The organism is Anaeromassilibacillus sp. 1001302B_160321_C8 (assembly GCF_015554745.1).
Classification (GTDB): domain Bacteria; phylum Bacillota; class Clostridia; order Oscillospirales; family Acutalibacteraceae; genus Anaeromassilibacillus; species Anaeromassilibacillus stercoravium.
Genome location: NZ_JADNJD010000015.1, coordinates 79,093 through 92,299, shown reverse-complemented (window position 1 = coordinate 92,299; position 13,207 = coordinate 79,093). Strand labels below are relative to the sequence as shown.

Below are 13,207 nucleotides of genomic sequence, written 5' to 3'. Positions count from 1 at the left end.
AGGATGCCTCCATTGCTGGCTGACTTCTCTCATGCCAGGGCCTGCAAACCATTTTGCGAAAAATACTTGACACTACCCAAATTGGAGGATATGATTCAGGTTTTAAAGACGGTCAGTTGTACTGTTACCTCGCCTTTGCAGGAAAAGCTCAAGGCCATGGAGCTACTTTACGGTCAATTCAGTGTTCACACCCTGTGTGACGCACTGGAGGTCTCACGTGGCACTTTCTACAACCACATTTTCCGAAATAAGAAAGGCGATACACTTGCGGCTAAGCGGCGGTCGGAATTGAAAACGCAGATTCAAAGCATTTATGACGATAGCGGACAAATCTATGGGTCGGGCAAGATCACTGCTATCCTTCAAAACCAAGGGGTAAAAACCAGCCAAAAGTATGTTTCTCAACTTATGAAGGAGTTGGGAATCAGCAGTGTCAGCACTACAGCAAAGAAAGAATACAAAAAATGGGAGAAAGGACAGAACAGAAATTTCCTGCAGCAGCAGTTCCAAACTGAACGGCCAAATCAAGTCTGGGTCAGTGATATCACTGTTTTTAAATTCCGTGACAAGTATTATTATCTCTGCATCATCATAGACCTGTTTTCACGGAAAGTGATTTCCTATCGAATCTCCCACAAAAGCAGCACCCAACTGCTTACAAAGACTTTTAAACAGGCCTACGCAGATAGGCACCCAAAGGCAGAGCTCATGTTCCATAGTGATCGTGGAACGCAGTATATGTCCCATGCGTTCGTTCACCTGTTGGAGGACTGGGGAGTAGAACAATCTTTTTCCCGAACAGCTCGCCCCCACGACAATGCGGTTGCGGAAGCGTTCTTCTCCATTTTCAAGAAGGAAGAGCTATACCGCAGGCACTATACGTCGGAAGCGGATCTGATGAGGGGAATCGCCCATTTTATCGCCTTCTACAATGCTGAACGCCCTCATTCCACCCTGCAGTATAAAACTCCGGAACAGGCAGAGCAGGATTACTGGATGAAAGAAAAGGAATCCTCAAGAACATGAGAATACCGGGTTCGGATTTAATCTTTTTTCATTTTTACATTTCGATTTTTCAATTTTTGCTTTTGTATGTCCCATTTCTACAGAAGAGGGCAACCACGAAAACGTGGCTTGAATCCTCGGTTTTGGGCATAGAAAAAAAGGCCGAAATTTGGATGTCTCATTTTTGAGTTCCAAATTTCGACCTCTGTCCAGATGGTGCCGGTGGCCGGACTCGAACCGGCACGGTGTCGCCACCGGTGGATTTTGAGTCCACTACGTCTGCCAATTCCATCACACCGGCATGTAACGGTAAAGATTATACAACAAAAGCGATGAAAAAGCAACTGTTTTTTTCATAATTTTTTTAAAAAGAAGCCCTATTTTTCCGTTCTCTTTTGTAAAGACACTAAAGATAGCGGAATTTTAGGGCTTCTTCTTTTCACCAATGGGAAAGTGGCATCAAAATTTACTCCAGCATCGCCAGGCAATGACGTGGGCATGCCTCCACACATTTTCCACATCCCACGCACTTTTCTGGATCTACAGTAGCGTGGAAGTTTTCCACTTTGATTGCTCCCACTTCACAGACTTTTTGGCATTTCATACATCCAATGCAGCCTACTTTACAGACCTTGTTGGTCGAAGCACCCTTGTCGCAATTGCTGCAGCGGACAATCGCCTGCCGCTTTAGGGGAACCAATGTGATAAGATGCTTTGGACATGCCTTCACACACATGGAACACCCCTTGCAGCGCGATGGATCGACACGGGCAACCCCATTACATACTTCGATCGCGCCATACGCGCAAGCTTGTACACAATCGCCCATCCCCATACAGCCATAGCGACAGCTGGAAACGCCTCCAGCTAGCTGTGCAGCAGCAGTACAACTCTGGATGCCTTCATACTCCATCTTATCGCTTGTATTGTCATAGCTGCCAAGACATTTGACCACTGCGACTTTTGCTTCAACAGCCACATCCGCCAAACCAAGATATTGGGAAACGGTCTTGGCCACCTCTGCCCCACCGGGGGCACAGAGGCCGGGCTTTGCTTCTCCGTGGGCCAAAGCCTTTGCATAACCGGAACATCCGGAAAACCCGCAGGCACCGCAATTGGCCCCTGGAAGCATTTCCTCAATGGCCTCCGCTTTTTCATCCTTTGGTACAGCCAACAGAATCGAGGCAATTGCCAAGCCCAGGCCAGCAATCAAACCGATCACCACCACAATGACAACAGGAACCCATAATTGACTCATCTCTATTCCTCCCCTCAGCCTAATAAGCCGTCGACAAGGCCCTGGAACCCAAGGAAGGACACCGCCACAAGCGATGCTGCGATCAGGGTGATGGGAAGGCCTTTGAGAAATTTTGGAATGTCGTTCGTCTCCATGCGCTCGCGGACACCAGCAAAGATCACCATAGCGACCATAAAGCCAATACCGGAGCCGAACGCATTGACCAAGGATTCCACATATCCGAAAGTCGGGTCCGCAGCGCCCTTTTCAAGCACCAGCATGGTAATGCCCAAAACCGCGCAGTTCGTGGTAATCAGCGGCAAATAGATGCCTAACGCATTATAAAGCGGCGGCATAAATTTGCGCAGGATGGTCTCAATCAACTGGACCAGCGCCGCAATAATCAAAATAAAGACGATGGTCTGTAGATACTCCAAATGATTGGGGACGAGCACATACATATAGATTGGCCAGGTCACTGCAGTGGAAATCACCATTACAAACGTAACTGCAATGCTCATGCCAACCGCTGTATTCAGCTTCTTCGATACGCCGAGGAACGGGCAGATACCGAGGAATTTATTCAAAATATAGTTTTCTGTCAGGATCGCCGCCAAAAAGATGGCTACAAGATTCTTAATCATTTCTTAGCAGCCTCCTTTTCTTGAAGCTTCGAGCAATTTGCCGCCAGCGGGCATCCCTGACAGCCAAGCTCTGCCGGACGCGAACCCTCGCCCGACAACCGGTTTGCTACCGCAATCAAAATACCAAACACAAAGAACCCTCCAGGCGGCAGAATGAAGATAATGATGGGGTCCACCACTCCGGCCGTAATCGGAATGCCAAACAAGCTACCCGAACCGAGGAACTCACGGATCATCCCCATCACCAACAGCGTAGTCGTAAAACCAATTCCCATCCCAAGGCCATCGACAATGGAGGGGAGAACCTTATTCTTGCTGGCGAACATCTCTGCACGCCCCAAGATAATACAGTTGACCACAATCAGAGGCAGATAGATGCCCAGGGCCTCGTCAAGTGCTGGAGAATATGCCTGAATAAACATCTGCACAACCGATACAAATCCTGCGATCACTGTGATGAACGCCGGAATGCGAACCTTATCCGGGATCACCTTACGCAGCAGGGAGATCGCTGCATTGGAACAGACCAGGACAAAGGTCGTCGCCAAACCCATTCCAATTGCGTTACTAGCAGAGGTGCTGACTGCAAGCGTTGCGCAGCATCCAAGCACCAAACGCAACACAGGATTTTCTTTGATAATACCCTTGGTAAATTCACTCCATAGGGATCTCTTTTTCTCCATCCTCAAGCGCCTCCTTTTACGGTTTCATACAGGGCCAATGCCTCGTTTACCGCGTCGGTTACGCCCTGTGTAGTGATGGTTGCACCGGTCATCGCCATAATCTGGCCGTCCTGTTTTTCCCCGGACTTGATGACTTCAAATGCTCCGGATTCCGGGATTGGCTGTTGGTACTGCGCACGGAATTCCTCTTTTTGCGCATTCATTCCAAGGCCCGGCGTATCGTCGATACTAAGCAATTGCACGCCGGATACTTCCCCATCCGCCCGTATGCCGGTCATCACCTGGACCGGTCCACCATACGAACTGGCGGAAGTGGTAAACACATAGCCAGCCACTTCCCCGCCTTCCTTTCCAACATAATAAACCACGCTCTCCCCATCGGCATCCGTGGCCTCCATCTCTTCAAACTCTTCAACGCCGGGAAGGACTAGTTCGCGCGCCTCGCTGGCAGCTTGCTCCTCCTGCTGTGCAATCTTATCCTTGGTCAAAAGGTTTGTCCCCGCCAAAAGCGCCGCGACTACAAAACAGATCACGGTCAATGTAATGGTGGGACGCAGGACTTCTTTTGCATCTATCTTCATTCGTGTGCAGCCTCCTTTTTGGCCTTCTCCTTTTTGACGCCAAAGGGACGCGGGCGGGTGATCCGCTCAATATGCGGCACCAAAATGTTCATCAGGATAATCGAGAAGGACACGCCCTCCGGCAACGAACCGAACATCCGGATCAGCATTGTCAAAATGCCGCAGCCGATCGCATATACAATCCGGCCATTCCGGTTGATGGGGGATGTTGTATAGTCCGTCGCCATAAAGATTGCACCGAGCAACAGGCCGCCGGAAAGCAATTCGAAAATTACGTCACGGCCGGCGATCAAGGAGATCACCGCTACAGTTCCAAGATAGCACAACGGGATTACTGGGCTGATAACCTTACGGGCCACCAGATAAATGCCTCCCAGGATCAATGCAATGGCACAGGTTTCCCCCAAACAGCCGGCACGCGCGCCAAGCAGCATGTCCAGATGGCTGGGAAGCTGATCCGATGCCCCTTGCTTGAGCAGGCCAAGCGGGGATGCTGTGGTAATCGCGTCGGGGTTCCCGCTGCGGTACCAGAAGGGCACCACCCAATTGCTCATCTTCGCCGGGAAGGACGACATCAGCACGATGCGCGCCGTCAGAGCTGGATTGACAAAGTTCTGCCCAATGCCGCCGAACATCTGCTTTACAACAACAATTGCCACTACGCTCCCAAAGACCGCAATCAGGGGGTTGATCGTCGCTGGTAGGTTGAAGGCCAGCAAAAGGCCAGTGACTACCGCGCTGAGGTCAAAAATGGTGTTGTCGCGTTTCATCACCTTACGGCTGAGATATTCGGCAAGCACACAGGAAATCACACAGGTCAGGATCAAGATTAGCGCCTGAATCCCAAATAAAATACAGGATGCAATTGCCGCCGGGATCAGGGCAATAATAACGTCCAGCATAATTTTTTGCGTAGTTGCTCCGCTCCCCAGATGGGGCGAAGACGATACAATCAATTTCTGCTCCATTTATTTCTTCCCTCCCGCATTTCTAACAAGAGCCTTTCCTAGCCGGATGGCCTGCACCAACGGCCGGTGGGCCGGGCAGCGATAAGCGCAGGTACCGCATTCCATACAGTCCATCACACAATATTCCTGCAATTCTTCCACACGTTTGGCTTCCGCATACTTTTCCAGCTTAGTCGGGACCAGATTCATTGGGCATCCGCTCACACAGCGGCCACAGCGGATACAGGCAGTTGGTTCATGCAGGCGCGCCTCTTCCTCTCCAAAGCAGAGGATACCATTGTTTTGCTTGATGACCGGCAGGCTGTCGTCTGTAAGGGCAATTCCCATCATGGGGCCGCCCATCAGGATCTTTTTCGGCGGAACCGCATACCCTCCGCAGAAGCGGATGATCTCTGCAATCGGCGTACCGATCGGAACAATAACGTTCTGCGGGGATTTTACGGCGGAGCCGTCGATGGTGACGCGCTTCTTCACCAGAGGCATCCCTGTCCTGAGATAATCGGCCAGGAAGGCAACGGACGTTATGTTCATCACAATACAACCCACATCTGCAGGCAGCTTCCCCATGGGGACCTCGCGTCCGGTGCAGGACTTGATGAGCACCTTTTCCGCTCCCTGCGGGTAGGAAGCGGAAAGCGCCAACACACAAACGTTTTTGTCCGGGCTGGCTTGTCCATCATTCTCCATCTTCCGCAGTGCTTCGATTACATCGGGCTTATTGTCTTCCACCGCTATGATCGCCCGCTCAATTCCCAACATCTTCCGGACCGTATTGATTCCGGAAAATACCGCCTTTGTGTTTTCCAGCGCTTCCCGATGGTCGGCCGTTATGTATGGTTCGCACTCCGCAGCGTTGATAATGAGCGTGTCAATGTTCTTATCGGGGGATACATTCAACTTGACATGTGTAGGAAAACCAGCGCCGCCCAATCCAACCAAGCCGGACTCCCGCACAGCACGGAGAAACTCCTCGCGGGTATCCACCTTTGGCGGATGTACCTCTGGAGAAACCTTCATCTCTCCATCGGAGTCGATCACAAGCGCATCCACATATTGGCCCCCAGAGAGCATCACCTGGTTGACCGCATGCACTTTGCCTGAAACGCTGGCATGAATGGGCGCGCTGACAACCGCATCGCTGTCGGCGATCTTTTGCCCTACAAGCACCTCGTCCCCCACTTGGACAAGAGGTTTGCACGGGGCCCCGGCATGCTGCTGCATGGGGATGATGACCTGCGCCGGAGGCGGCATTATTTTGGATTCCATCTGCGCCGTGTTCTTATAATGCGGCACATGCGCCCCGCCATGTGTTTTGAAAGGCTTTTCTGGAAATGCAAATTCCATTCTTTTCCCTCCATTTTCATTTTTTACTTTCTTCCTAAAAAGACCGTTGTTCAAAATATTGTATTGAGTAACGGCACAGCTGCCTGAGGCATTGGCCTCATATGCGTGCCGGCACTACCCCAATCAGAAGCAATCAAGAAATATACCATACAAACGCCTACATTGCAAGTACACTATATGGTATGGTACCATTCTATCCGAAAGGATGCCTTCAACAATCCATTCTATATAGAACCCCATGTGGCCTCTTCATCCCATCTTCAAAACAAGCCAAAACATTCCTACCTAAACGCAAGCAAACACACGGCCGATCATCCCGGCCGTGCCTAATTTCCTATTGAAATATCTAATTTCTTTGGAACACTGGGAGCGGGGAAAGACCTTCCCTTTATTTTTGCTATTTACAAGGATTGTCCCTGGCCCAACAGTTTCAACTTTGCCAGCAAGTGCGCCCACCCAATCCCCTCTTATGATACAAGGGTATACATATCTGAAGTGAGCTGGAAAGCGTCCTTCAAGGAGTCGGATACCAAAACACGGTTATCTTGCGAGATTAACACCCCACCCGCTCCATACTCTTCCAGCAAGGCCATGCCCTGTTCTTCTCCAAGCACGAACACGGCTGTCGCCAAGGCGTCGCTCAAAGCGCCGCTCTTCGCCACAACGGTGACGGATACAAGCCCGCTTTCCGCTGGATAACCAGTCTTTGGGTCTAAAAGATGATGGTAGGTCTTCCCATTTTCTGTGAAGGTTTTTTCATAGGAGCCAGACGTGGATACAAATCCAGACGCCAGATCCAGAAGCCCCATCGCTTCCGCCCTATCGTCGCCGCTATTTGGGTCGCGCACGCCTAGGCGCCACAAGCTGCCATCCGGCTTCTCCCCATATAGGCCAATGCTTCCGCCCACCGCGACAATGCCAGCCTCCGCACCGCTTTCCTGATACATCTGAACCGCAGCGTCACACGCTGCGCCTTTTCCAATTCCTCCGAGATCAATCGCCGCACCATGGATTTTCAAAGAAGCCTCCGAAGCCTGTTCATCTACACGCAAATTTTGATACCCAACATAGGAACGGTATTCTTCAATCTGTTCAGCTTCCGGCAAATGTTGGTTTTCCCCGCCAAAGTCCCAAAGGGAGCTGACCGGCAGGATCGTCGGATCGTACGCCCCATTTGAGCGCTCCGCCACATCCAACGCTTGTGCCAGCAGCTCTGCGGTCTGTGGATCAATAGCAATCCAATCCGTCCCTGCAGCTTCATTCAACCGTGCGATATCCGAACCCTCTATCCGCCACGAAATCTGGTTTTCTAAGCGTTGCACCGCGTTGGCTGCTTCCGATGCCGCTTCTTCCCTTCTATCGCCATAAACAGTTTGTTGGACATAACTTCCCATTGCAAATTCCGTGCTGGTAAACGGTTGTTGCTCTGCCTTCCACCGGTTCCACTGTACTACAACAGCCACTAAAACCAAAACCGCCGCCAGAACCGCCAGAGCCCATCCAACTTTCCGTTTTCTTTGCTCGTTCATTGGTTTCCTCCACCACTGGTTTCGTTGCTCATATGTGGTCTATAGTATAGCATACTCTTCGCAGCACAAGCAAATGGCTACCGCGTTTTTCCTTTGGATGATTTGTTAGAAAATTCATCGAAAAAAGCTAATTTTTTTCTTTCCCTTACACATTTCAAAAAACCGCAGCAAAAAGTCAAAAAAAGCCTATATTTTTTGTTTTATCTCACAAATTCTTTTTTAGACACTTTCCAATGTCTATTCTTATGCTATACTTTGTTAGAATTATGTTACTGAAAAAGCCGCAAAATCGATACAATCTGATAGCAGCATGGAGGGATTTATCATGTCTATTGAGGCAGTAAAAACGTATCTAGAACCCTATGGCGTGGCTGGCCGTGTGCAGGAATTCGATGTCTCCAGCGCAACAGTCGAATTGGCAGCGCAAGCGCTTGGTGTAGAGCCTGCGCGTATTGCCAAAACCATCTCCCTACAGTCGGACGGCGGTTGTATTCTTGTCGTGGCAGCCGGGGATGCCAAAATCGATAACAGCAAATTCAAAGCGGAATTCCACCGGAAAGCCAAAATGCTGAGTGCCGATGAAGTTTTACCGCTTACAGGCTATCCGGTGGGAGGCGTCTGCCCCTTTGCCAATCCGGACACGGCCGCTGTATATTGCGATATTTCTTTGAAGCGCTTTTCGACGGTATTCCCAGCCTGCGGTACTCCCAATTCCGCAATTGAACTGAGCTGCGAGGAACTGTTTCAATATTCCCACAGTCAAAAATGGGTTGACGTGTGCAAAAATTGGGATACGGAGGGAACGCCGCATGCGGATGCGCAATAAGCCTTGGGCAGCTCCAGAGCTGAATGCCTGTCCCTTTTTTGTGCGTGGTCCGGAACGGATGGCCGGAAAATGGCAGGATTGGTTTCCGAAAAAGCAACCCATCCATTTGGAGCTCGGCTGCGGGAAGGGCTGGTATATTGCAGGGCTGGCCCCAAAAAATCCACAGGTCAATTACCTCGGTGTAGATTTGAAGAACGTCGTATTAGCCCCCGCGAAGCGCATTGTGGAAGCGGCCTTCGCTGGGGCCGGGCGTCCAGTGGACAACGTTGGGTTGACCGCTTATAACGTGGAACAAATCTGCAACATGCTCCGGCCGGAGGACGGCGTCGCCCGCATCTGTATCAATTTTTGCAACCCGTGGCCCCGTGCCAAGCACAACAAACGCCGCCTGACACACCCGCGCCGTTTGAACGATTATAAGCAGTTCTTGCAGCCGGGCGGCGAACTCTGGTTTAAGACGGACGACGACGGCCTATTTGCCGATACCTTAGAATATATAAAGGAAAGCGGGTTCATGCTTCTGCGCCAAACCGCCGATCTCCATGCAAATCCAGGCTTTTTTGCGCAGGATGCCCCGACGGAGCACGAAAAGATGTTTACGGAAAAGGGAATCCCCATCAAAGCCCTGGCCGCCCGTTGGGAACCGCCTGTTGAATAAGGTAGAATCTGCGCACAATACTTGACACGCATGTCATTGTGCCGTATAATTCCTATTAAATCAGTAATGTTTTGAACGCTTTGCGGCATAGCGTTCAGCAGAAGAACATGGAAACGGAAAAGAGGGGTGTCATGTGGAAAGAAAACCGATCATTGAAATTCGCTCCCTCAGCAAAACCTTCCGGGGCAAAAACGCGGAGGTCCATGCGCTGCAGGACATCAACCTGAAAATCGAACAGGGGGATATCTTCGGCATTATCGGTATGAGCGGCGCAGGAAAGAGCACGCTTGTACGCTGTATGAATATGCTGGAAATCCCAACGGAGGGGACCGTCCTGTTCGACGGCATGGATCTTTCCAAGCTAAATCGAAAACAGCTTCGTGAAGCGCGGCGCTCCATGGGGATGATTTTCCAGCAATTCAACCTGCTGATGCAGCGGACTGCGGAAGCGAACATCTGCTTCCCCTTGGAAATCGCCGGGGTGGACAAGGCGACCGCCAAAAAGCGCGCAAAGGAGCTTTTGGAACTCGTCGGTTTGTCGGATAAAGCGAAGTCTTATCCCTCCCAGCTCTCCGGCGGGCAAAAGCAGCGTATTGCAATCGCCCGCGCGTTGGCCACCAATCCAAAGGTGCTCCTGTGTGACGAAGCGACGTCCGCCCTGGACCCCAATACGACGTCCTCGATTTTGGCTCTGCTGAAGGACATCAACCGCCGTCTGGGGATTACCATTGTAATCATCACCCACGAGATGCGCGTGATCGAAGAGATCTGCAACCGTGTGGCCATCATCAGTGAAAGCAAAATTGCCGAGTGCGGCGACGTTACCGAAATCTTTTCCCACCCCAAGACGCCGGCTGCGCAGCACCTGGTGTTCCCAGAAGGAAAGCATACCACTGAAACGTTTACTGGCAAACACGCCATCCGCATTGTCTTCAACGGGAGTTCCTCTTTTGAACCCGTAATCGCCAATATGGTGCTCGAATATAAATCGCCTGTAAATATTCTCTTTGCTGATACTAAAAACATGGACGGAAAAGCGTTTGGGCAGATTGTCATCCAACTGCCCGAAGACGAATCCCTCGCGGATAAGATGCAGCGGTATCTGCATATGCGGGGCCTGACCGTAGAGGAGGTGAGCGGAAATGTGGGATGAATCCACGCTGCAAATGTTGCTGCAAGGCGTCGGTGAAACCCTGTATATGACGTTGGGGTCCACCCTCTTCGCGTATATCATCGGATTGCCGTTGGGTGTGCTGCTCGTCATGTGGGCTGCGGACGGGATCCGCCCCCACCCTGTCCTATATAAAATATTGGACGTGATCGTCAACCTGACCCGTTCGTTCCCATTTATCATTTTATTGATCGCGGTCCTGCCGTTCACCCGCTGGCTTCTGGGCACAACCCTTGGCCCTACGGCCGTCATCGTGCCTCTGACCATCTCAGCTGCGCCCTTCGTCGCCCGGCTGGTCGAAGGTTCTCTCAAAGAAGTGGACGTCGGTGTGATCGAAGCATCCCAGTCCATGGGCGCTTCCGCTCTGCAAATCATTTGGAAAGTCCTTTTGCCGGAGGCTCGCCCCTCGTTGATCCTCAACTGCGCCATTGCCATCACGACGATCCTCGGCTATACCGCAATGGCCGGATTTGTCGGCGGCGGCGGTTTGGGCGATATCGCCATTCGCTTCGGCTATTACCGCCGTGAGGAGGACATCATGCTCGTCACCGTTGTCCTGCTCATTGTGGTGGTGCAGGTATTCCAGGGACTGGGCCTCTGGATTGCCCGGCGGTTGGACCGGCGCAAATAATGCTTTGAAAGAGGAGCATTCTCTGTTCTTTCAAAGCCCTTAACAAAAGGAGGAACTATCCTATGAAAAAGATTTTTGCACTCATTCTCGCGGTTGCACTTTCCGCCACCGTATTGGCCGGATGTCAGTCCGGCGGCGATGCGGCGTCCGGTGAAAATGCGGACAATTCCGAATCCAAGGTGATCAAGGTCGGGGCGTCTCCTGCTCCGCACGCAGAAATCCTGGAGGTTGCCAGCGATATCCTCAAGGAGCAGGGGTATGAGCTGGATGTGGTGGAGTTCTCCGACTATGTGCAGCCGAACCTGGCGCTCTCCGAAGGGGAACTGGACGCCAACTATTTCCAGCATCAGACCTATCTGGACAATTTTAACGAGGAGTACGGAACGGAGTTGGTCTCGATCGGCGCAATCCATTACGAGCCGCTCGGCATCTACGCGGGCCGGACGACCTCCCTGGACAGCCTGCCGGACAACGCGACCATCGCCGTTCCAAATGATACCACCAACGAGGCGCGCGCACTTCTACTTCTTCAGGATCAGGGACTGATCGAGGTGGATGAATCCGCGGGATTGAACGCCACCGTAAAGGATATCACCAGCAATCCGAAAAACATCCAGATTACCGAAATCGAAGCGGCACAGTTGTCCCGCATCCTGCCCGACGTCGATCTCGCCGTGATCAACGGTAACTATGCCATCGACGGCGGCTTGAAGATGAGCGATGCACTGGCCGTGGAAGAGAGCGGTTCCGTTGCAACAACGGCCTATCCCAATGTGATCGCTGTCCGCAAGGGCGATGAAAACCGCCCGGAACTGCAGGCGCTTGTGGAGGCACTCAAGAGCGACACAGTCAAGCAATATATCAATGAGACCTATGAGGGTTCCGTGGTCCCGATCGACTGAGGAAAATCCATCAATCAAAAAACGGTTATGCAGCGTATGCCGCATAACCGTTTTTTCATAGCCAAAAGGAACAAAAGGCTCTGTCTTGATAAATTCAAATCGTTCTATCTATGATTCACTCCTGTGTTTCTCGTCAACTCCCATATTTCTGCACCCAGCAGTCCGGGTAAACTGGGGAAGGATTGTATGCCGCCTTGTCCAAATCAACGGTCGCATTCTCGCCTTCCCGCACCCGGCGGGCTACCACGACAGTGCGAAACTCTTCAAATTCATAGGAGCAGGTGGACAACGTGAGCAATTGATCGTCCGCATTCACATCGACCGGCAGATTCAAAATGGACCGGCTGCGCATCTCTTCGATGAAAGCCGTGAACGCCTCATCGTCCTCGAAATCCGGCTGGGCGTAGTCGAAGATTTCCCCCTGTTCCGGGAGTGTATTGATCTTAAACACGGAGAACACTTTCCATTTGCCCTCCACCCCTTCCAGATCGAAGTCGATCACCGGGGCGCTCTTATAAAACTCCAGATCGGTGTATTGCAGGATCGCGGCAAACATCTGCCCATCGTTCATGTTGTGCCCATAGAGTGTCAAATTCTTCATTTCCTGAGCCGGGGTACAGTTGGCATCCAAAAAGATGCAGCCGTATTGGGTGTATTTCTTATCGTATCCATGACGGAGATATAGCTCCGGATTGTCCTTTGAGGACTGCATCACCGGATAGTCCACCACTGTATTGGGAATCTGAATCCAACCGATGGTGTCCGGGTTGCCCGCTTTCAATTGGGCAAAGGCGTCCCGCTTCCGCTGCACAGCCTCCTCGGACGTCTGTGAGGAAGGGGAACTGTCCTTCTCCTCCCCGTCTTCTTCAGCGTGATAAATCTGCTGTACCTGCTTGACCGCATGCCGGTTCTGCATGGGCTCATAGATCCCCTTATATCCGAGCACACTCATAGAACCTATAAAAACACAGAGCGATGCTATAAAAATCCCCTTGCGCAAACGTTTTTTCATAGGTTCTCCTTTCGTC

At 51.4% G+C, this 13,207-nt stretch carries 14 protein-coding genes and 1 tRNA gene; 6 read left to right on the top strand and 9 right to left on the bottom strand.

What is annotated here, in order from left to right; all coding sequences use genetic code 11:
• On the top strand, nt 1–1,026 hold a 1,026-nt coding region (locus I2E77_RS10715; protein WP_243252597.1), incomplete at its 5' end, for an IS3 family transposase.
• A 193-nt stretch (nt 1,027–1,219) separates the two neighbouring features.
• On the opposite strand, the gene I2E77_RS10710 is transcribed toward I2E77_RS10715, so the two are convergent.
• From I2E77_RS10710 to I2E77_RS10675, 8 genes are all read right to left on the bottom strand, one after another.
• Nucleotides 1,220–1,306: transfer RNA gene (locus tag I2E77_RS10710), tRNA-Leu, on the bottom strand.
• 165 nt (nt 1,307–1,471) lie between these two features.
• The gene (locus I2E77_RS10705) at nt 1,472–2,263 is read right to left on the bottom strand and encodes an RnfABCDGE type electron transport complex subunit B (RefSeq protein ID WP_087234760.1); all 792 of its coding nucleotides are present in this window, start codon (nt 2,261–2,263) and stop codon (nt 1,472–1,474) included.
• 14 nt (nt 2,264–2,277) lie between these two features.
• Entirely contained in the window at nt 2,278–2,886 is a 609-nt protein-coding gene (locus I2E77_RS10700; RefSeq protein ID WP_087234761.1) for an electron transport complex protein RnfA, read from the bottom strand.
• The gene (rsxE, locus tag I2E77_RS10695) at nt 2,883–3,569 is read right to left on the bottom strand and encodes an electron transport complex subunit RsxE (protein WP_087234762.1); all 687 of its coding nucleotides are present in this window, start codon (nt 3,567–3,569) and stop codon (nt 2,883–2,885) included. Before rsxE ends, I2E77_RS10700 begins: the two co-directional genes overlap by 4 nt.
• A 2-nt stretch (nt 3,570–3,571) precedes the next feature.
• Nucleotides 3,572–4,150, bottom strand: a complete 579-nt coding sequence (locus tag I2E77_RS10690) for an RnfABCDGE type electron transport complex subunit G (protein ID WP_087234763.1) — start codon at nt 4,148–4,150, stop codon at nt 3,572–3,574.
• Nucleotides 4,147–5,118 (bottom strand): RnfABCDGE type electron transport complex subunit D, encoded by a 972-nt coding sequence (locus I2E77_RS10685; RefSeq protein WP_087234764.1) that lies wholly within the window; start codon nt 5,116–5,118, stop codon nt 4,147–4,149. Before I2E77_RS10685 ends, I2E77_RS10690 begins: the two co-directional genes overlap by 4 nt.
• Complete coding sequence (gene rsxC, locus I2E77_RS10680) at nt 5,119–6,462, bottom strand: electron transport complex subunit RsxC (protein WP_087234765.1); 1,344 nt, start codon at nt 6,460–6,462, stop codon at nt 5,119–5,121.
• A gap of 467 nt (nt 6,463–6,929) precedes the next feature.
• Nucleotides 6,930–7,991, bottom strand: coding sequence for an FAD:protein FMN transferase (locus I2E77_RS10675; RefSeq protein WP_087234766.1), 1,062 nt, complete (start codon nt 7,989–7,991; stop codon nt 6,930–6,932).
• Nucleotides 7,992–8,316: 325 nt separating this feature from the next.
• On the opposite strand from I2E77_RS10675, the gene I2E77_RS10670 reads away from it, so the two are divergent.
• The 5 genes from I2E77_RS10670 (at nt 8,317) to I2E77_RS10650 (ending at nt 12,179) form a co-directional block, all read left to right on the top strand.
• Complete coding sequence (locus I2E77_RS10670; protein ID WP_191362418.1) at nt 8,317–8,817, top strand: YbaK/EbsC family protein; 501 nt, start codon at nt 8,317–8,319, stop codon at nt 8,815–8,817.
• The gene (trmB, locus tag I2E77_RS10665) at nt 8,801–9,475 is read left to right on the top strand and encodes a tRNA (guanosine(46)-N7)-methyltransferase TrmB (protein ID WP_195451205.1); all 675 of its coding nucleotides are present in this window, start codon (nt 8,801–8,803) and stop codon (nt 9,473–9,475) included. The genes I2E77_RS10670 and trmB overlap by 17 nt, the downstream gene beginning before the upstream one ends.
• 133 nt (nt 9,476–9,608) lie before the next feature.
• Nucleotides 9,609–10,628 carry a methionine ABC transporter ATP-binding protein gene (locus I2E77_RS10660; RefSeq protein ID WP_087234769.1) on the top strand — a complete coding sequence of 340 codons (1,020 nt, stop codon included), beginning with the start codon at nt 9,609–9,611 and terminating at the stop codon, nt 10,626–10,628.
• Nucleotides 10,618–11,277, top strand: coding sequence for a methionine ABC transporter permease (locus I2E77_RS10655; protein WP_087234770.1), 660 nt, complete (start codon nt 10,618–10,620; stop codon nt 11,275–11,277). The genes I2E77_RS10660 and I2E77_RS10655 overlap by 11 nt, the downstream gene beginning before the upstream one ends.
• A 62-nt stretch (nt 11,278–11,339) precedes the next feature.
• A complete protein-coding gene (locus tag I2E77_RS10650; protein WP_087234771.1) occupies nt 11,340–12,179 on the top strand; it encodes a MetQ/NlpA family ABC transporter substrate-binding protein in 840 nt (279 codons plus the stop codon).
• A 133-nt stretch (nt 12,180–12,312) separates the two neighbouring features.
• Here I2E77_RS10650 and srtB read toward each other — a convergent pair whose 3' ends face one another.
• Nucleotides 12,313–13,191 carry a class B sortase gene (gene srtB, locus I2E77_RS10645; protein WP_195451204.1) on the bottom strand — a complete coding sequence of 293 codons (879 nt, stop codon included), beginning with the start codon at nt 13,189–13,191 and terminating at the stop codon, nt 12,313–12,315.
• Nucleotides 13,192–13,207: the final 16 nt, after the last annotated feature.

Bases quoted from the DNA above. Each gene is read 5' to 3' on its own strand.
- I2E77_RS10705 (WP_087234760.1), bottom strand. From the start codon at position 2,263: ATGAGTCAATTATGGGTTCCTGTTGTCATTGTGGTGGTGATCGGTTTG.
- I2E77_RS10700 (WP_087234761.1), bottom strand. From the start codon at position 2,886: ATGATTAAGAATCTTGTAGCCATCTTTTTGGCGGCGATCCTGACAGAA.
- rsxE (WP_087234762.1), bottom strand. From the start codon at position 3,569: ATGGAGAAAAAGAGATCCCTATGGAGTGAATTTACCAAGGGTATTATC.
- I2E77_RS10690 (WP_087234763.1), bottom strand. From the start codon at position 4,150: ATGAAGATAGATGCAAAAGAAGTCCTGCGTCCCACCATTACATTGACC.
- I2E77_RS10685 (WP_087234764.1), bottom strand. From the start codon at position 5,118: ATGGAGCAGAAATTGATTGTATCGTCTTCGCCCCATCTGGGGAGCGGA.
- rsxC (WP_087234765.1), bottom strand. From the start codon at position 6,462: ATGGAATTTGCATTTCCAGAAAAGCCTTTCAAAACACATGGCGGGGCG.
- I2E77_RS10675 (WP_087234766.1), bottom strand. From the start codon at position 7,991: ATGAACGAGCAAAGAAAACGGAAAGTTGGATGGGCTCTGGCGGTTCTG.
- I2E77_RS10670 (WP_191362418.1), top strand. From the start codon at position 8,317: ATGTCTATTGAGGCAGTAAAAACGTATCTAGAACCCTATGGCGTGGCT.
- trmB (WP_195451205.1), top strand. From the start codon at position 8,801: ATGCGGATGCGCAATAAGCCTTGGGCAGCTCCAGAGCTGAATGCCTGT.
- I2E77_RS10655 (WP_087234770.1), top strand. From the start codon at position 10,618: ATGTGGGATGAATCCACGCTGCAAATGTTGCTGCAAGGCGTCGGTGAA.
- I2E77_RS10650 (WP_087234771.1), top strand. From the start codon at position 11,340: ATGAAAAAGATTTTTGCACTCATTCTCGCGGTTGCACTTTCCGCCACC.
- srtB (WP_195451204.1), bottom strand. From the start codon at position 13,191: ATGAAAAAACGTTTGCGCAAGGGGATTTTTATAGCATCGCTCTGTGTT.